13 protein-coding genes are annotated in these 18,749 nt (G+C 56.5%); 5 read left to right on the top strand and 8 right to left on the bottom strand.

Going from position 1 to position 18,749, the window contains the following annotated elements; genetic code table 11:
* Positions 1-44: 44 nt before the first annotated feature.
* Complete coding sequence (gene mepA / locus AC13DE_RS08580; protein WP_483047569.1) at positions 45-980, bottom strand: penicillin-insensitive murein endopeptidase; 936 nt, start codon at positions 978-980, stop codon at positions 45-47.
* Positions 977-2,350 (bottom strand): MFS transporter, encoded by a 1,374-nt coding sequence (locus AC13DE_RS08585; protein ID WP_483047570.1) that lies wholly within the window; start codon positions 2,348-2,350, stop codon positions 977-979. Before AC13DE_RS08585 ends, mepA begins: the two co-directional genes overlap by 4 nt.
* A gap of 184 nt (positions 2,351-2,534) precedes the next feature.
* Here AC13DE_RS08585 and AC13DE_RS08590 point away from each other — a divergent pair, with 184 nt between their 5' ends.
* The 4 genes from AC13DE_RS08590 (at position 2,535) to yaaA (ending at position 6,216) form a co-directional block, all read left to right on the top strand.
* Complete coding sequence (locus AC13DE_RS08590) at positions 2,535-2,861, top strand: BLUF domain-containing protein (protein ID WP_446315929.1); 327 nt, start codon at positions 2,535-2,537, stop codon at positions 2,859-2,861.
* Between the two features lie 104 nt (positions 2,862-2,965).
* Entirely contained in the window at positions 2,966-3,253 is a 288-nt protein-coding gene (locus AC13DE_RS08595) for a YggT family protein (RefSeq protein WP_446298070.1), read from the top strand.
* 106 nt (positions 3,254-3,359) lie between these two features.
* The gene (gene recQ / locus AC13DE_RS08600) at positions 3,360-5,405 is read left to right on the top strand and encodes a DNA helicase RecQ (RefSeq protein WP_483047571.1); all 2,046 of its coding nucleotides are present in this window, start codon (positions 3,360-3,362) and stop codon (positions 5,403-5,405) included.
* Positions 5,406-5,436: 31 nt separating this feature from the next.
* Positions 5,437-6,216, top strand: coding sequence for a peroxide stress protein YaaA (gene yaaA, locus AC13DE_RS08605; protein WP_483047572.1), 780 nt, complete (start codon positions 5,437-5,439; stop codon positions 6,214-6,216).
* Here the strand turns inward: yaaA and AC13DE_RS08610 are convergent.
* The 5 genes from AC13DE_RS08610 to AC13DE_RS08630 form a co-directional block, all read right to left on the bottom strand.
* Complete coding sequence (locus AC13DE_RS08610) at positions 6,213-8,369, bottom strand: response regulator (protein ID WP_483047573.1); 2,157 nt, start codon at positions 8,367-8,369, stop codon at positions 6,213-6,215. The two genes, yaaA and AC13DE_RS08610, sit on opposite strands and share 4 nt — an antisense overlap.
* A gap of 156 nt (positions 8,370-8,525) precedes the next feature.
* Entirely contained in the window at positions 8,526-10,571 is a 2,046-nt protein-coding gene (locus AC13DE_RS08615; RefSeq protein WP_483047574.1) for a hypothetical protein, read from the bottom strand.
* Positions 10,568-13,339: a DUF4159 domain-containing protein gene (locus AC13DE_RS08620; protein ID WP_483047575.1), complete on the bottom strand. Its 2,772-nt coding sequence runs from the start codon at positions 13,337-13,339 to the stop codon at positions 10,568-10,570. The genes AC13DE_RS08615 and AC13DE_RS08620 overlap by 4 nt, the downstream gene beginning before the upstream one ends.
* The gene (locus AC13DE_RS08625; RefSeq protein WP_483047576.1) at positions 13,336-14,220 is read right to left on the bottom strand and encodes a DUF58 domain-containing protein; all 885 of its coding nucleotides are present in this window, start codon (positions 14,218-14,220) and stop codon (positions 13,336-13,338) included. Before AC13DE_RS08625 ends, AC13DE_RS08620 begins: the two co-directional genes overlap by 4 nt.
* Positions 14,217-15,224 (bottom strand): AAA family ATPase, encoded by a 1,008-nt coding sequence (locus tag AC13DE_RS08630; RefSeq protein WP_483047577.1) that lies wholly within the window; start codon positions 15,222-15,224, stop codon positions 14,217-14,219. The genes AC13DE_RS08625 and AC13DE_RS08630 overlap by 4 nt, the downstream gene beginning before the upstream one ends.
* 70 nt (positions 15,225-15,294) lie before the next feature.
* Here AC13DE_RS08630 and AC13DE_RS08635 point away from each other — a divergent pair, with 70 nt between their 5' ends.
* Positions 15,295-15,873 carry a DUF1285 domain-containing protein gene (locus tag AC13DE_RS08635; protein ID WP_483047578.1) on the top strand — a complete coding sequence of 193 codons (579 nt, stop codon included), beginning with the start codon at positions 15,295-15,297 and terminating at the stop codon, positions 15,871-15,873.
* 71 nt (positions 15,874-15,944) lie between these two features.
* On the opposite strand, the gene polA is transcribed toward AC13DE_RS08635, so the two are convergent.
* Positions 15,945-18,743 (bottom strand): DNA polymerase I, encoded by a 2,799-nt coding sequence (gene polA / locus AC13DE_RS08640; RefSeq protein ID WP_483047579.1) that lies wholly within the window; start codon positions 18,741-18,743, stop codon positions 15,945-15,947.
* Between the last annotated feature and the right edge of the window lie 6 nt (positions 18,744-18,749).

An 18,749-nucleotide genomic window follows, 5' to 3' on the forward strand; every position in this document is an offset into this window, starting at 1 on the left:
TGATGCGGAAGCGAGACCGATCGCCAAAATGATCTGGATAAGGTTCAGTTTGATTCCAATACGGATTGGCACTGCGCAGGCAGGTCGGCCAGAATTAATTCGCGTTTTGGTTTACGCTTGGGTGTGTCAGGCTTGGGCGGCGGTGGGTTGAGGATATTGGCCTGCCACTGTCGCGCATCGGCGCAGCCATCGCCCGGGGGCGGTGGAGTTTGATTGACACATCCGCTTGCGCCGTCCGGACAACTGAGTCGCACATGAAAGTGGTAATGATGGCCATACCAAGGGCGAATTTTCCGCAACCAGGTGCGGTCGCCTTTTTCGTCGTTGCACATCTGCACCTTCGCACCTGGAAACACGAATATGCGTGCGACCCTGGGATCCGATGCCGCCGCCTTAAAAAGCGCGTGATGTTGCGGCGTCCAGCTATCGTTAACGTACGCGCCGTTAGACCGACGCATCGAAATTGACGAAATTTTTTCGCGCTGATCGCTGCTCAGCCCAAGGGACTTTGGCGGCAGCATCCAGATGTCAGCATCCAACCCCATTTGATGGCTGGCATGCCCGGTCAGCATCGGACCGCCGCGCGGTTGGCTGATGTCACCTACATACAGCCCGCCCCACCCCGGTAGGCGGGCAGCTTTCGCACTTAACTGGCGGATATAGTCGATCATCTCGGGGTGGGCCCAGTTACGGTTCCGAGATAGCCGCATCGCCTGCCAGGTGGGCCCGGTTTCGGGCAGTTGCTGCGCACCGGCTACGCACCCCTTGGCATAACTTCCATAAGCAGCCGGGACCTGAGCGGAGGGTCCCAGCTTGGTACCGAAAAGCTTTTTTGCGATGGTATTGCTATTGACCCCGCCGGACGAACCAATTGTCGGCAGTATGACAGAGGCTTCCGGATTGGGTTCGGTCTTTGAACCAGAACAGGCAGAAACCGCCAGTACCAGCGAGGTGCAGATTAAAAATTTTGTAAGGATCATCTTACGAAATCTCCTTTGGGTTTAACCCATGCTAACAGAATAAGCCCTACGATGAACAGCCCTACTACCGGTGTGATACCAAGACGTTGACTGCCAGTCATATCGCTGGTTACCGCGATAAGAGCAGGCGCTAGAAAGGATGTAGCTTTGCCGGAAAGGGCGTAAAGACCAAAAGCTTCGGTCATGCGTTCCGGGTTGCCTTGACGCGTCAACATATTTCGCGAAGACGCCTGAAGCGCTCCTCCGGCAGCACCAATAATAGCCCCCGCAAGGTAGAACAGAATATCCGGCAGGGCCGACCCATCTGCAACGCCGATGCCCAACACGCTCGTCGGAGTTAACGATATGATCAGACAAGCGGTCGTGATGAGCAAAACACAGCATGTGACAATAACGGGCATCGGTCCCACTGCCCGGTCGACACGTCCGCCGATCCAGCAAAACACCGCCCCGGAAACCGCGGCGAGAATTCCAAAAACACCGATGTCGATGATCGACCAATTCAACACACCGAGCGCGTAGATGCCGCCGAAAGTATACATCCCGTTCAACGCGTCCCGGTAAAACATTGACGACCCGAGGTATGCCAACAGCGACGGATGGCGTGGCAGGTTTTTCAGGGTGTTTCCGAGGTCCGACAAGCCTTTGCCCATCCTGTATCGCACAGGATTGGCGTGCGGCGTGTCACGAATGTACAGGAAGAACGGTATCATAAAGACCACATACCACAGGGCGGTTAACGGTCCGACTATCCGGGTATCTGCTTCTGTCGCGGTGTTTAATCCTAAAAACGGTTTAAGACCGGCCATGGTGACTCCGTCCGGGCCTGCTTGGAACAAGGCGATCATAAGCACCAATGCAACGACGCCGCCCACATATCCAAAGGCCCACCCAGAACCCGAAAGCCGCCCGCGTTCGCTGGGGTCCGGGTCCAGTTCAGGAAGATATGAATTCGTAAAGATCGTCGCAAATTCCATGCCGATCAAACCGATACCAAAAAAGAACAGCGCCCAAACAACCGAGAAACCTTGCGGTTCCGTCCACCAAAGCGCCGCTGACCCGACCACGTATAGCGCCGAGAACAACCAAATCCACGGCATCCGGCGGCCGGACGAATCGGCAACAGCCCCCAATATCGGTGCCAAAACAGCAATGGCGAGACCGGTAGCAGTCAAGCCGTATCCCCAATAGGCCTGTGCTTGTGCTTTGGCCTGGGACAGCGCCATCCCACCTTCGACAAGCGAAGACGTCGCGGTTTGTGCAAAATAGGGTCCAAAGATGAACGTCAAAAGCAGGGTATTGTAAGGCTGACTGGCCCAGTCGAAAAAATACCAGCCCCATATTCTTTTACGTTTGGAAATTTTAGCCATTCATGCCCCCTGTTGGTTTGAACGGTAGAGTAGCGGCATTACCCGACGCAAGCTGTCGTTTTGAAACTCAGGGAAATTGAAGATTAACGTATGTACTTTGACATACACGCTGCTAAGTTATCGCACTTATATACTATGCTCAGAATTGACATTCATACTTAACTAAGAAGGCCACACATTGTCTATGATCCGACTTCTGTATTTTAGCACCGCTGCATATTCCGTCACAAAAGAGACTGTTGCAGAGATCGTAGAACAGGCAACTGCGGCCAATAGCGTTCACAACATCACCGGTGCTCTGGCCTATAATGGGAGAAATTTTTGCCAGTTACTGGAAGGCGAAGAGACAGCGGTGCGCAGATTGGTGGCAAATATAATTGCAGATGACCGCCACAGCGGATTTAAAATTCTGGATGAGAAACCTATCACGACGCGCCACTTTGACAGCTGGTCTATGCAATTGGTCGACAGGCTTGATTTTTCCGTAGTCATCAACGCAATGGAAGCCTAAGCTTAACACCTTCGGGGGTGATCGGGCCTAGACGTTTTCTGGCTGCACTTGTTCTTTGAGTCCTCTGTGTTTAAGTGCTCTTTCATGCAGTGAAAGGCTTCTCCATGTCATCTATTTTCCAGATTTTGATGCTTCTTCTGAACATAGTGTGGTTCATCGTAATCGCCCATGTGATCATGAGCTGGCTCATCAATTTCCAGGTCTTGAACCTTCGACAGCCGCTTGTCGCTCAGCTTTGGGATGGGTTGAACCGTCTGTTAGAGCCAGTTTACAGCAGAGTCAGAAGCGTTTTGCCGGCGGTTGGGGGGCTTGACCTGGCACCTTTGGTCGTTTTGATCGGGGTCGCCATACTGCGGATTCTTCTGATCAACAACGCTGCCCTGTTTTTCTGACAACTGACGTCAAGCGGCTCTTGATGATGCTGATAAACGCGGCATCGCGGCGGGTGTCGCTGAATAGGATTTAGTCACAATTAAGCAGAATTAGGATTAGGTTTCCATGGCAGCGGCACCCAAGCTACTTCGTGATGTGTTTGGTTTCGACGGTTTTCGCCCCGGCCAGCAAGAGATCGTCGAAGCAGTCACACGCGGTGAAAATGTGCTGGCGATCATGCCGACGGGCGGGGGAAAGTCGCTTTGCTTTCAAATGCCTGCGCTTTTACGCGATGGTGTGACAGTGGTGATATCACCGCTTATCGCCCTGATGCGCGACCAGGTTCGGGCATTGCAGGAATTGGGCGTAGGGGCAGGGGCGCTGACGTCGGGCAACACCCCTGAAGAAACGGATGCAGTATGGGAAGGACTGGAAGCGGGCACGCTGAAACTTCTGTATATGGCACCCGAACGTCTGGCTGCCGGATCGGTCCCTGGTATGCTCAAACGGATCGGCGTTTCGATGATTGCGGTGGATGAGGCGCACTGTGTGAGCCAATGGGGGCATGATTTTCGCCCCGATTACCTGCGTATTGGTGAATTACGTCGCATGTTAAACGTGCCTTTGGCCGCTTTCACCGCAACGGCCGATGCGGAAACGCAGGCCGAAATTGTCCGAAAGCTTTTTGATGGGGTCGCGCCGTGCGCATTTCTGCGTGGTTTCGATAGGCCGAATATTCACCTTGCCTTTGCCGCAAAGAATGCGCCGCGCGCACAAATTCTTAACTTTGCTTCAGCGCGCAAGGGCCAATCCGGCATTGTATATTGTGGGACACGCGCAAAGACGGAGGGTTTGGCTAAAGCTTTACGTGACGCAGGACATACGGCCCTGCATTATCATGGTGGCATGGAGGCCGAAGATCGGCGAATTGCCGAACGCCGGTTCCAACAGGAAGACGGGCTGATCGTGGTTGCGACGGTGGCATTTGGGATGGGCATCGACAAGCCAGATATCCGCTGGGTTGCCCATGCCGATCTGCCGAAATCTATTGAAGCGTACTACCAGGAAATTGGGCGGGCTGGTCGCGACGGCGCACCCGCTGAAACGCTTACCCTTTTCGGCCCCGACGACATACGGCTTCGTCGCAGCCAAATTGACGAGGGTCTTGCCGCGCCCGAACGCAGGGCGGCGGACCACGCGCGTTTGAATGCATTATTGGGCTTGGCCGAAGCGCTCGAGTGCCGAAGATCCAATTTGTTGAAATACTTCGGCGAGGTCGAAGTAACATGTGGGCATTGTGATCTGTGCGAAACACCCGCAGATGTTTTTGATGGCACGACGGCGGTCAGAAAAGCGTTGTCCGTCATATTGCGTACGGACGAATGGTTCGGGTCTGGGCACCTTATCGACATCTTGCTCGGGAATGAAACCGACAAGGTACGCGCCCGAGGGCATGCAGACCTGCCAACCTATGGTGTCGGCAAGGAATACGACAGACGTGAATGGCAAGCCGTGTTTCGGCAGATGATGGGTCATGATCTGGTGCGCCCCGATGGCGAACGTCACGGGGCTTTGCGCATGACCGACACGGCTTTGCCAATACTGCGGGGGGAACGTCCGATCTTTTTGCGGCGCGACAGCATCAAAGCCGCCAGCGCGGTACGACGCCCTGCGGTCAAATCCGTCGTCGATGACGAGGATGCGCCGCTGTTATCGGCACTGAAGGCCAAACGGCGGGCATTGGCAGAAGCTGCCAAGGTCCCCGCCTATATCATATTTAATGACCGGACTTTGATTGAGATGGCTGAAAAACGACCCGTAGGGGTGGACGATATGGCGGCAATCAGCGGGGTGGGTGCCAAAAAGCTGGAAAGTTACGGCAAGGCATTTCTGGATGTGATCAATGGGGCCTCAGCAGCCGTGCACCCGGCCCGGCGCAAATTGGCGGGGCGAAAGGCCGGCACTGTTTATGATCGGCTGTTGCAAGTACAGGCAGATCTCGTCCGTGGGGTTGCAGGGACTGAAAAGCCGCTAAGCTGTTCAGTGTCCTCGCTGTCCAAGGTCGCCCAATTGCATGCGCCTGACGATGCGTCGCTCGTTCGTCTGCTTGGGGAAAAACGAGCCGAAAGGTTTGGTACGGCGTTTCTGAACATTCTCCGAGAGAACGATTAAGCGGTCGTGAATACCGTAGAAGGAAAAATTGATGCTAGTTGTTATTTCGCCCGCTAAAAAACTGGACTGGTCTGTCCGCGACATTACGGTGACCGAACCTGCAATGCATGATGCCGCAACCGAACTGGTTGAGTATGCAAAAGCGCTGACTGTCGAAGAGCTCAGGACACTAATGGGTCTGAGCCCAGCACTGGCTGAACTGAACAGAGATCGGTTTGCACAGTTTCAGGTGGATCCCGACGAGAATGCCGTGCGTCCGGCTGTGTTTGCTTTTGCGGGCGATACATACCAAGGGTTGGAGGCCGCGAGCCTTGAGCCCGAAGAGCTGGAATTTGCCCAGTCCCACCTGCGTATTCTGTCAGGACTTTACGGACTGCTTCGCCCTCTCGACAAGATCCAGCCGTATCGGCTGGAAATGGGAAGCCGACTGAGGACCAATGCCGGAAAGTCGCTATATGATTTTTGGGGTGCGCGGCTGGCGGAAGCTTTGAATATGGAGGCACAAGCTACGAATAGTTCATTATTGATAAATTGTGCCAGTCAGGAATACTTTGGCGCTGTGGATACCAACGCGTTGGAACCCACAGTTGTTACCCCTCAGTTCCTGGAAGACAAGGGGGACGGTACGGCCCCTAAAATAGTCAGTTTTTACGCAAAGAAAGCGCGAGGCGCGATGGCGCGGTACATTGTACAAAACCGGTTGAAAGACATCGAAGCGCTTCGGGATTTCGACAGCGGTGGATATGTCTGGCACGAAATGAAGTCGACGCCTGAGCGCCCGGTGTTCATTCGTCCTTATGGTGCCACCTAAACCGGTTGCTGTCTGATCGAAGCTGCTCCTGCGGGATGATAACGTTCAATCTGGGCCATGATATCGGACTTCCGCAACGGTTTCGTAAGATAATGATCTAGACCGGCAGCGAGTATCCCTTTTTCGTCGCCCCGCATCGCGTGGGCGGTCAGCGCGACGATTGGACAATGCTGCCCGGTTCTCTCCTCAATTTTTCGAATGGATTTGCTGGCTTCTTTGCCATCCATTTTTGGCATCGAGATATCCATGAATATGAGGTCGGGTTTAAAGGTTTCATACATTGCGACGGCTTCCTCGCCGTTGTGAGCCACCATGAGATCGACGTTCAAATCCTGAACCATCTTCGAGAAAACAAGTTGATTGGTTTTATTATCTTCCGCCGACAATATCCTCATGCTGCAAAAAGGGGTTTCGGGAACGACGTCGGTCGGGAATTCGACCTTGGTAAGCAGCTCCAGTAAATCACTGCGGGATACGGGTTCTTTCAATACAGCTTTGATCAACGGGCGCGCGGGGTGGCTTTCAACCTGGGTGGAGTTCGGCGTGAAGATGACGATAGGGATCGCCATTCCCTTTTCGTCCAGCGTATTGGCCAAGTCGAACCCGTCCGTAAAGGGTATGTTGTGGTTCGCTAGAATCAAATCCACGTTGTTGCCCATCCGCGAAACAGCGTCCAAAGCAGTATCGCTGCACGAAACCTTTAGGCCTATCCTTTCAAGCTGTTTGCGCAGGGTAAATCGGTTCACGCCTCTGCGACTCACCAGCATGACATGTCGAAGCTGACGGGGAAGCTGTGTTTGCGATAGAAAACGGTCACCATGAGTTGACAAAGGAAGTTCGAACCCGAAACAGGAGCCGACGGATAGGTCTGAGGTGATCCAGAAGTTGCCGTTCATCATCTTAATCAGTCGCTGACAGATGGCGAGCCCAAGCCCGGTACCTCCGAAATTGCGGTTTCGATTGCTTTCGACCTGATTGAATTCACCCAGGATATGGCTGATCATGTCCGGGGCGATGCCTATCCCGGTATCTTCGATCGCGATCTTGACCTGAACTTTGGCAGAGGTGTTGTCAGGTATCCCTGTCACCCGGACCAGGACATGACCATCGCGGGTAAATTTTACCGCATTGCCGATAAGGTTGGTTAATACCTGCCTGATACGACCGGGGTCGCCAATAAGCTGTTGGGAAATGGGCAGATCATAATCAAGTGCCAGGTCCAAACCCTTTTCGCGCGCCAGCGGTTGCAACAAAATCATGACTTCTTGTATCGACCGTTCAAGATCGAAAGGTTCCGGGTGCAAATCCAGCTTCTGGGCTTCAATCTTCGAGTAATCGAGAACATCATTTATGATGACGAGCAATGCCTCGCCCGAGTTCTTGATTGTATCGACGCACAGACGCTGGTCTTCGGTCAGATCCGTATCTTGCAGAACCTCTGACATCCCTACCACCCCATTCATCGGGGTTCTGATTTCATGGCTCATGTTGGCAAGGAACGTCGTTTTTGCGCGGTTGGCGCTTTCAGCGATTGTCCGGGCTTCGCGTAGCTGTCTTTCGTATTCGACGGTCGCTGTGATATCCAAGCCCAGCGATACCATGTCACCCGCTGGTCCCCGTCGATCGACAAGCTTTATGTGATTGCCATTCCATAATTGGATAATCGTGGGGTCGGGAGCTGTTTGGTGAAACCGTTCAGACATCAACCGACGCCAGTTTCTTGCAGAAAGTTCGCCTGTGTTGACAATGCCCTCGTCAGTTAAAACCTGAAGAATGGTGACGTAATTCACGCCCGGGCGAATGACGTCCAACCCATCGAAAATGGCGAGATAGGACCGGTTGGCCATGATCAGTTCATTGTTCGCGTTGAAAAAGGCGAAGCCATCCTTGATAATTTCGATGGATTGCCAAAGCCGCCGTTCAGTCAGTTCGATCTTTTCGCGCGCCGCATCGAGGTCAGATTTTACACGCCGATTTTCGCCGCGAATGGTTTCGACTTCGGCACGGGTTTCGACGATTTCATCCGTCAAGCGCTGCGCATGTTGTCCAAGCTTTTGGTTGGCCGCAAAAAGCTCGGCTTGCTTCAATTCAAGCATCCGTTCCGCAGCAAGACGTACGCGCCGTTCCTGGGTCAGCTTATCTGCCAAACTCATGCGTCGCTCCGAATCCTTGGGTCATGATTACGGTTCGATAATCGCTGCGGGTCGTGAACAAGTGTTTAAAGGTGTTGCCATGCACGGCAACCACAGGCCCATCAAGATCGGCATAAGGGCAATGTCGGGTGAAAATGGCGGTGCAATAGCCCTTGGTTAGCTGCGTCGGCCTTCGCGCACCCAAGCGGCGACGATCAACGCTGCGGTCAGCAGCAAAACCAACCAAGCTGGCAGAAGGGGCGTTTGCCGGATATCGCGGGTTTCGTAGGCATTGCGCGGGGTAAGTCCGACCCAGCCGCGCCCGGCGGCAGGACGCCCCAAACGTACGTCTCGCAAACGAGGCACACCCTCTTCCAGTCGCGCAACTCCACCTCGCATTGCGGATAGGATCGGCTTGACCACCTCGGCGCTGGCGATGGTCTCCACGAACTCTCGCGGGGCGGCAGGCCCTAGACCAATGATACTTTTCTGGTCGCCATTTTCCAGGCGGTAAAGACCTATTTCCGGCCCTTCAAACGTTCCCTCAAAGACGCCTTCGCTGGTCTGGGACAAGGTGAGCTCGGTTGTACTGCCGTCAGGGGCGGTGATCGTGACAGATGGAATCTCGTCGGCGAGAGTGCGGCGGACGATACGCATTGTCTGGCCTTCGGCATTTGCGGTTAAAGCTTCTTCCTCAAGCTCGGGTTCTTTCATCATCCAGTGGGCCAGCCGGCGCAGCAGCTCCAATTGGGGGCCGCCGCCTTCGTATCCGCGGCTCCAGAGCCACGCGTGATCAGAGGCAAGGAGTGCAACGCGTCCCTCTTTCACGCGGTTCAAGATCAGTAACGGGCGGTCATCCTGCCCGGTCATCACGACGTTGCCCTGCGGCTCCGATACTTCAATTTGGCGCAGCCAACGTCCCCAATCGCCCTTTCCGGGTAGATTGGCAGTCACGGGGTGACGCTGACCCAAGTCCGACACCCGCGGCAGATAGGGTTCTTCGATGACACGGGCGGTCGGGGTTGCAGGCAGAACTTCCCCTAACGGCGATCGATAAAGACTGTCAGCGCTGGCAAAATCCGCACCTGCGGCCACCAGTACCGCCCCGCCATTGCGGACATAATTTGCGACGTTTTCCAGATAAAGCGCGGGCAGGATGCCACGACGCTTGTAGCGATCAAAAATGATCAAGTCGAAATCCTCGATCTTTTCCATGAACAATTCGCGGGTCGGGAAGGCGATCAATGAAAGCTCATCTACGGGAACGCCGTCTTGCTTTTCCGGTGGTCTAAGGATGGTGAAATGCACCAGATCCACCGAACTATCTGATTTCAGAAGATTTCGCCAAGTGCGTCCGCCTTGGTGCGGCTCTCCGCTGACCAGCAGCACGCGCAGGCGGTCCCGCACGCCGTTGATTTGAATCAACGCGGCGTTGTTACGGTCGGTCAATTCGCCGGCAGCTTCGGGAAGCGAAAAGCGGATCACATTGCGCCCCCCATGGGGCAGGGTGACCGGCAATTCCAGATCCTGCCCGACCGGCACGCGAAATGTCTGGGCAGGGTCGCCGTCAATGGAAATTTCAAGCGGCGTGAGTACTGTATTTTCGGGGGGATTGCCCAAGTCATCAATGCGCAGGGTCAGGGTGATTGGTTCCCCGATAATGGCAAAGGCCGGCGCGTTGCGTATTGAAAGGCGCCGGTCCCAATCCGACTTCTTTCCCGACATCAACAGATGCATCGGCGCTGGTAGATCAACAGGAAGATCAGCATCATGTATACGCCCATCACTGAACGCCAGGATGCCGGCGATACGAGAACGGGGTTCTTCGGCCAAGGCGTCGCTGAGCGCGGTCATCAGTTGCGTTCCCGCATCCCCTATACCGTCTTTTACAGGTATTCGACGCAGTTCGGTGTTTTCGCGCGCCAGTATTTGCGCGGCCAGCGTATCGGCGGCCGTCTCGGTTTGAACCGCTCGGTCGCCCAATTTCTGACTGGCGCTGACGTCTTCCAGCATAAGAACGATATCACTCAGCGGTGCCCGATCTTCCTGTTGAACGGACGGGCCGGTCAATGCCGCCAGTATCACCATAAGGGCTGCGCCGCGCAGCGCCCACCCTTGCAGCCCGCGGGCCACGGCAAGCACGACTGCCGCCAGTGATAAGAGCGCGACAACACCCAGCAGTACCGCCGGGATCATCGGGTCGAATACTATCGTAGACGTCATTGGCCCAACCTGTCCAAAAGCGCAGGCACATGAACCTGGTCGGATTTATAGTTTCCCGTCAGCACATGCATGACCAGGTTGACGCCAAAGCGATAGGCGATCTCACGTTGGCGTTCCCCGGTAAAACCACGCCCGATAGGCACCATCGGGGCACCGGAGCTTGAAACGGCCCAAGCCGCTGCCCAATCGTTGCCGCCAATCACCACCGGAGTCACCCCGTCATTCAAATTTCTGAACGGCATGCCTTCAACCTGCTCTGCATCAGCGGGGGATGCCTCGACCCAGATATCGCGCCCGGTATAACGGCCGGGGAAATCTTGCAGCAGATAAAAGGTGCGGGTCAAAACGTGATCGCTTGGCAGGGGCTCCAGCGGCGGTATGTCCAACGGAGCAGCGAGCGACTGTAACTTGCGCCCGTTCGGGCTAGCCGCGCCGAAGCCTGCGATATTAGCATCTCGGGTGTCGAACAGGATCATCCCGCCAGAGCGCAAGTATTCGTTCAGCTTGACATAGGCCGCGTCCGAAGGGCGTGCCTGATCCGGGGTGATCGGCCAGTACAGCATCGGGAAAAAGGCCAGTTCGTCATTCTCAAGATCGACACCGATCGGGTTGGCCGGTTCGACCGAGGTTCGGAAATACAGCGTATCTGATAGGCCCCGCAATCCTGCTTGGGAAATCTCATCGATGCTGGATACACCCGTTACCACATACGCCAGCGTCAGTTCCGACGTGGCGTTCAACGCAAATGCATCCGCATCGGCATTTTGCGCGGTCGCTGGCGCAGGTGATTGAAGGATCGCCGCGATGATCCACACGGCAATGATTTCCCCCCGTTTGAGCAGCCTGCCAGACAACGCCAAGGACGCGACGACATCAGCTAGCAGCAACAGGATCGAAAAGCTTAATAGCCACCCGGCAAGAACGGTCTCGGGCGAAATGTTCATGCCACGAACCGGCACACCCGCCGGCCAGTCAGCAAGCGCAAGCTGTGTATCCAAGGTCACGACGTTGCGGGCAATTTGACGGTCCCCCGACCCATAGATACCAGGCCGCACATCCGGACCCGCGGGGCTGTTGGCAAGATCGGCTCCGTCCACGCCGGGCAGATTGCCCGCGTCTGACAAAACCCCAAACCCATCCATAACCCGCAATGGTGTCCACACAGTCCCTTGCAGGCTCTGGGTGTCATTGCTGGCGGATGAAGAGGAAATAGCCAAGCGCTCCATCATTTGGACGAACAGACCTGATAGTGGCAGGGTCGACCATTCTGCGGTCGCTGTCACGTGAAACAGCACGACCTGCCCCTGACCGATGGACTTGCGGGTGACCAACGGTGTACCGTCGTTCAGTGACGCAATGACACGGTTGGACAATGTCGGATCGGGCTGTGCGACGATTTGTGCAGACACGACCACATCATCAGGGATGTCCAGCCCAAAGAAGGGCGAGCTGTCTTTGAATTTTTCCAGCGATTTGGGTTCGCCCCAACTCATTGCGCCGCCGACACTGCGGCCGCCGGCCCTGAGGCGTACGGGCATCAATGGGTCTTCGGCGTCGCGGCTGATGTTGCTCGCGGCGATGCGTGGTCCGGCAAAGCGCACCAACATGCCGCCGTTTTCAATCCACTCCAACAAGGCGGCCTGTTCGGTTTCGGTGACGGTCGCTACGTCCGCAAGAACGATAACATCGGGGTTGGCAGGCAGAACGTCATTCAATGATCCGTGGATCAGGTCCGCAGTGGGGGCCAGTGCCTTTTCGATGTAGTGCAACGGTGACAGCAGTTCCAACCCCTCGCGGTCCTCCCTTGCTGCGATCAGCGCCACCTCGCGTCGACGCAAGGCATCGTCAACCAATGTGGTGGCACCGGCAGAACGCTGCCCGGCAATATCGAAACGTGTGATACGGGCGCGCAGCTCGGCCGGAAGTGCGAGGGCGGCCGATGCATCAACCTGCCCCTGCTCAAATACGGCTGGGATCGAGGCAAGGGTGCGGATATTTCCTGCCGGGTCGCGGCCCTGCGCGTTCAATGTCACTTCGCGTGGTTCGCCAGCCAGTGCGCGCTTGGCGGAAAGATTTATCGCCCCGTCCTCGTAGACAGCGGCGGCCATTGCCATCACGTTGGCCCCGGTCTGATAGATTTCCACCGCACCCTGAGCTTGGAGAGCGGCCAATACATCAGAGCGTCCCGGATAGTCTAACCCGTCACTGAACCAAAGTGTGTCGAATCCGCCTGACTGGCCCATGGTTTCGATGGCGCGCGTAATGTTCGCCGCCGAGGGTTGCCACGGGGCCGGTTGCAACCCGGCCAGGCGTGTGCGCAAGACGTCGGCGGATTGAAAGGTCAGTTCCTCGGGGCGGGTTAGCGTCAGGAAGGCCACGGTCCGGCTGGATCGGGCAGCTCGGGCCAGCTGGACGTCAAGCGCTTCGGCTTGCTGTGGCCAGCGTGTCGCGCCGGCCCATGATCCGTCCAGCACAATCAACAATGGACCAGAGCCTTCGGTTTGTGGGTTTGACGGGTTCAAGATCGGCCCGGCCAGCCCGATGATCACGGCGGCAACCGCGAGGATGCGAAGCGCCAGCAACCACCAGGGGGTGCGGTCCGAAACGCTTTCGTCATCCTTCAGACCCAGCAATAACGCCACACCCGGAAAACGACGCCGGATCGGGGCGGGGGGAACCGCCCGCAAGATCAACCACAAAATCGGCAGGGCAATCAGCCCCCACAGCAGCCAAGGGGCGGAAAACCCGATCCCACCAAGAACGGTCATGCTGTCACCCCGGGACGTGTATCAAGGGCCCCATACAGCCACAAAAGCGCGGCTTGCGCGGATGCGTCGGTATGGTGAAGCCCGTAATGCCAACCAGTCAAGGCACACAGGCGTTGCAGCTCGGCTTTGCGTTCCGCCAGCCGCGCAAGATAACGGCTTTTCAGGTCGCTGGCCTTGAGAGTTTCATGGCTGAGCGTGCCGCCGATGCTTTCAAAGATGGTGCGGCCGCTAAAGGGAAAAGCTTCTTCTGACGGGTCTAGCACGTGGCATAACACACCGCGGACGCCGCGGTCGGCGGCTTTGGTCAGTGCCAATGTGACTGCGCCGATGTCTCCCATGAAATCGGAAATGAACACGGCTCTTGCTTGTGGGATCATCGCGCGGTGTTCCGGGGGGGAATAGTCAGCGGTATCATCCTTGCAGAACATCTCGGCCAGGCGCTGTATCTGTATTGCGCCCGAACGCGGGGGCAGCGCTGTACCGGTCAGACCGACACGTTCGCCCGCGCGCTGTAGCAATATCGCGACGGCGAGGCCCAAAAGCCGCGCACGGTCGGCTTTTTGCGGCAAATTCGCATCAGAAGTAAAACGCATGGAGCCACCTTGATCGACCCACAACATCACCGACTGGGCAATCTGCCATTCCGATTCACGGACGAACTCCTGATCGCCCATGGCCGACCGACGGTGATCTATTCGGCGGCGGCTGTCGCCGATCTGTGCCGGGCGGTATTGCCAGAAATCATCGCCGACGCCAGCCCGACGGCGACCATGCGCGCCCAACAGCACGGCCCCGGCCAAGTGCTCGGCGCGCGCCAACAAGGCGGGCAGGCGCGCTGCCTCGACTTCGGCTTTGGCGCGAAGGGCGATTGAACTGGTCACGCGGCGGCCTTTTTCCCAGCCAGATTGTCTGCGGTATCATCGATCAGTTTAGCCAAACTGTCCCCGCGCGCGCGGGCGGCGAAATTAAGCGCCATGCGATGGGTCAATACCGGGCGTGCCATGTCGATCACGTCTTCGACCGATGGGGCGAGGCGACCGTGCAGTAGCGCTCTTGCGCGGACTGTCAGCATCAGCGCTTGCGCGGCCCGCGGCCCCGGACCCCAAGACACGGTGTCGCGCACCTGCTGGCTTGCATCGGCTTCGCCCGGACGGAAGGCGCGGACCAGATCAAGGATCATTTCCACGACTGAATCGCCTACCGGCATTTGGCGTAACAACGTTTGGGCGGAAACCAGTTCCTGTGTGGTGAACACCGGCGTGGCTTGCGCATCGGTATCCCCGGTGGTGGCAAGAAGAATATCACGTTCGGTCTCGCGGTCAGGATAGGCGACATCAATCTGCACCATGAACCGGTCAAGCTGGGCCTCGGGCAGCGGATATGTGCCTTCCTGTTCGATCGGGTTTTGGGTCGCCAATACGTGAAATGGATGGCCAAGCGCCCGGTCCTTGCCAGCGACAGTTACGGTCTTTTCCTGCATCGCCTGTAACAGCGCCGACTGGGTACGCGGAGAGGCGCGGTTTATTTCGTCAGCCATCAGCAACTGGCAGAAGATCGGGCCTTCGATGAACCGAAAGGCCCGGGTCCCGTCAGCCGTAGTATCCAGCACCTCAGAACCTAAAATATCCGCCGGCATCAGGTCGGGGGTGAACTGCACTCGGTTCCCTGCGAGGCCCATCACCGTACCCAGTGTTTCGACCAGTCGTGTTTTGCCCAGACCCGGCAACCCGATCAATAACCCGTGACCTCCGCACAACAGTGCCGTCAGGGTCAGGTCGACAACGCGTTGCTGGCCGATGAAGCGGTTATTTATCGATGTCTTGGCCTGCGCCAGCTTTTCACCAAGCGTTTCGATTTCAGCGACCATATCGCGGGCTCGGGTCATGACTTTTGCGTCCTTTGGATTATACTTGTTACAAGTGATTGTATCGCGTGAACTGGAAATGGCAAAAGCAATGAGTAGACAAAATACCGTTACCCCTACCGCAGAAGGGCTTGCTGCGTCTGTTTCTGCCATCAAAACACGCGGATTGCCGCCGGTGGAGAAATGGAACCCGCCTTTTTGTGGCGATTTGGATATGCAAATAAAGCGTGACGGGACTTGGTTTTATCAAGGCACCCCCATCGGCCGTAAAAGATTGGTTAAACTTTTCGCGTCGATTCTAATACGCGAAGGTGACGAATACTTTCTGGTTACGCCTGTCGAAAAAGTCGGCATCAAGGTCGAAGACGCGCCCTTTGTTGCGATTGACTTTGAAGCATCCGGCAAAGGGCGGGATCAGTTGCTGACGTTCCAGACGAATCTCGATGATATCGCTGCCGCTGGACCGGACCTGCCTATTCGCTTTGTCCGCGACGCCGATACCCAGGAACCCTCCCCTTATGTGCGAATTCGCCGAAACCTTGAGGCATTGATCGACCGCAAAAGTTTTTACCGGCTGATCGAGCTGGGTGTGCACCACGACGGCTGGTTTGGCGTCTGGTCCGGGGGCGAATTTTTTGGCGTCATCCCGTCATCAGAGCTGCCCGACTAGCCCACTTGGCAGCCGGGATACCTTGGTAGCCGGGATGTCTAGATTCGAGAGCTTTTAGAAAAGGTGCGGGTTCAATGCGCCTCGGCCCAGTTCGTACCTACCCCGGCATCGACCGCCAGTTTCACATCCAGTTTTACCACCGGGTCCGCGGCATTTTCCATCACGTCACGCGCGGCTGCGATAAGATCGTCCTCGGCTCCTTTTTCGACCTCGAACAGTAATTCATCGTGAACCTGTAGCAACATGGTCGCCGGCAAGTGGTGTATCGCGGCGGGCATGCGGATCATGGCGCGGCGGATCACGTCGGCGGCGGTCCCCTGAATGGGGGCGTTGATCGCGGCACGCTGCGCAAACCCTGCCCGTGGACCTTTGGCCCCGATCTCGGGCGTGTGAATCTTGCGTCCAAACAACGTCTGAACGTATCCGTGTTCCTTGGCAAAAGCCTTGGTGTTGTCCATGTAATCGCGGATGCCGGGGAAGCGTTCAAAATATCGGTCGATAAACCCTTGCGCTTCAGCTCTCGGAATTCTCAGATTGCGTGCCAGGCCAAAGCCCGAGATGCCGTAGATCACCCCAAAGTTAATCGCCTTGGCCTGCCGACGCACATCCGCTGTCATCTCATCCAGCGGGACGCCGAACATTTCCGACGCCGTCATGGCGTGAATGTCCAACCCGTCCAAAAATGCCTGTTTCAGCGCGGGTATGTTTGCCATATGGGCCAGTATGCGGAGTTCGATTTGCGAATAGTCAAGCGCAACCAGAACCTTGCCGGGTTCCGCCACAAAAGCTTCGCGAATACGGCGGCCTTCCTCGGACCTGATCGGGATGTTTTGCAAGTTCGGGTCTGTCGATGCCAGGCGCCCGGTAGAAGCGCCGGTGATCACATACGACGTGTGAACCCGTCCGGTGTCCTTGTTGATATGGTCCTGCAATGCATCGGTATAGGTGGACTTGAGCTTTGACAGTTGCCGCCAGTCCAACACGCGCCGCGGTAAATCGTGCTCGGTGGCAAGGTCCTCCAGTACATCAGCACCGGTCGCATATGCGCCGGTCTTGCCCCGCTTGCCCCCGTCAAGGCCCATGTCGCCGAATAGGATTTCGCCCAGTTGCTTCGGTGATCCGACGTTGAACTTTCGACCGGCAAGCTCATAGATTTCGTCCTCAAGCGCCGCCATCTTCTGAGAAAACGCGTTCGACATGCGGCTCAGCGTGTCGCGGTCAACCTTGATGCCCGATCGCTCCATGCCCGCCAGCACGGGGACCAAAGGCCGCTCGAGCGTTTCGTAGACCTTCGTGACCTGGGCACGGTGCAGTTGCGGTTTGAACAGCTGCCACAAACGCAGGGTGATATCGGCGTCTTCGGCGGCGTATCTGACCGCATCGGTCAGGGGCACCTTATCAAATGTCACTGCGGATTTCCCCGAACCCAGCAAGGGTTTGATCGGGATCGGCGTATGCGACAGGTACCTTTCCGACAACGTGTCCATGCCGTGGCCGTGCAACCCTGCGTGCATTGCGTAAGACATCAGCATGGTATCATCAATGGGCGCGACGGTGATGCCAAGCTGGGCAAAAATCTTGGCATCGTATTTCATATTCTGCCCGATCTTCAAGATCGCGGGGTCTTCCAGCATCGGAGTCAAGATATTCAGCGCCTCTGCCACGGGCATCTGCCCCTGCGCCAACTCGTCAGAGCCAAAAAGATCGTCCCCCGCGTTTGCTTTGTGAATCAGTGGTATATAGCAGGCCTCGCCGGGCTGGACGGCTAGGGAAATGCCGACAAGCTGGGCAATCATTTCATCAAGCCCGGTGGTTTCGGTGTCTACTGAGACATAACCATATTCGTAGACCTTTTCGATCCATCCACGCAACGCCGCGGCGTCTGCGACATGCTCATATCGGTCGGCGGCAAAAGGCTCTTCGGACACAGCCGGCCCATCCTCCACGACAGGCACCTGCGCGATCACCGGTGGCTCTTTCCCCAAAATGTCGGCTACCCGCTTGGACAATGTGCGGAATTCCATTTCGCCAAGAAACCCCAACAGCGTGTCCGGATCGGGGTCGCGCACCTCCAGATCGTCCAGTGTGAAATCCAGGGGGGTGCTTTCATCAAGCTGCACAAGCCGCCGCGACAACCTTATCTGCTCTGCGTGATCTAGCAACGTCTGCCGCCGCTTCGGCTGTTTGATCTCTGCGGCACGTTCCAGCAAGGTATCCAGGTCACCGTACTCATTGATCAAAAGCGCAGCAGTCTTGATCCCGATACCGGGGGCTCCGGGGACGTTGTCAACGGAATCCCCGGCCAAAGCCTGCACATCCACCACCCGGTCAGGATAGACCCCGAACTTTTCGAATACCCCCTCGCGATCAAAGGTCCGGTTCTTCATGGCGTCGAGCATCTCGACCCCGTCGCCAACCAACTGCATCAGATCCTTGTCCGAACTTATGATGGTGCACCGACCGCCGGCGCGGCGGGCCTGAACCGCCAGGGTGGCGATAATGTCATCCGCCTCGAAACCTTCCTTTTCCTTGCACGCAATGTTGAACGCTTCGGTTGCATGCCGGGTCAACGATATCTGAGGCCGCAGGTCTGCGGGCATTTCCTCCCGGTTGGCTTTGTAGTGCTCATACATCTCGTTGCGAAACGTGTGGCTGCCCTTATCGAAAATCACCGCGACATGTGTCGGAGCGTCAGGTCCGGTGTTACCTTCGACATAGCGCTGCAACATGTTGCAAAATCCGGCGACCGCTCCTATCGGCATACCATCCGATTTTCGGGTCAGGGGCGGCAACGCATGATAGGCACGGAAAATAAACGCCGACCCGTCGATCAGATGCAGATGGTGACCTTTGCCAAATGTGCCAGACATAACGGT

The organism is Sulfitobacter sp. L-8 (genome assembly GCF_056859255.1).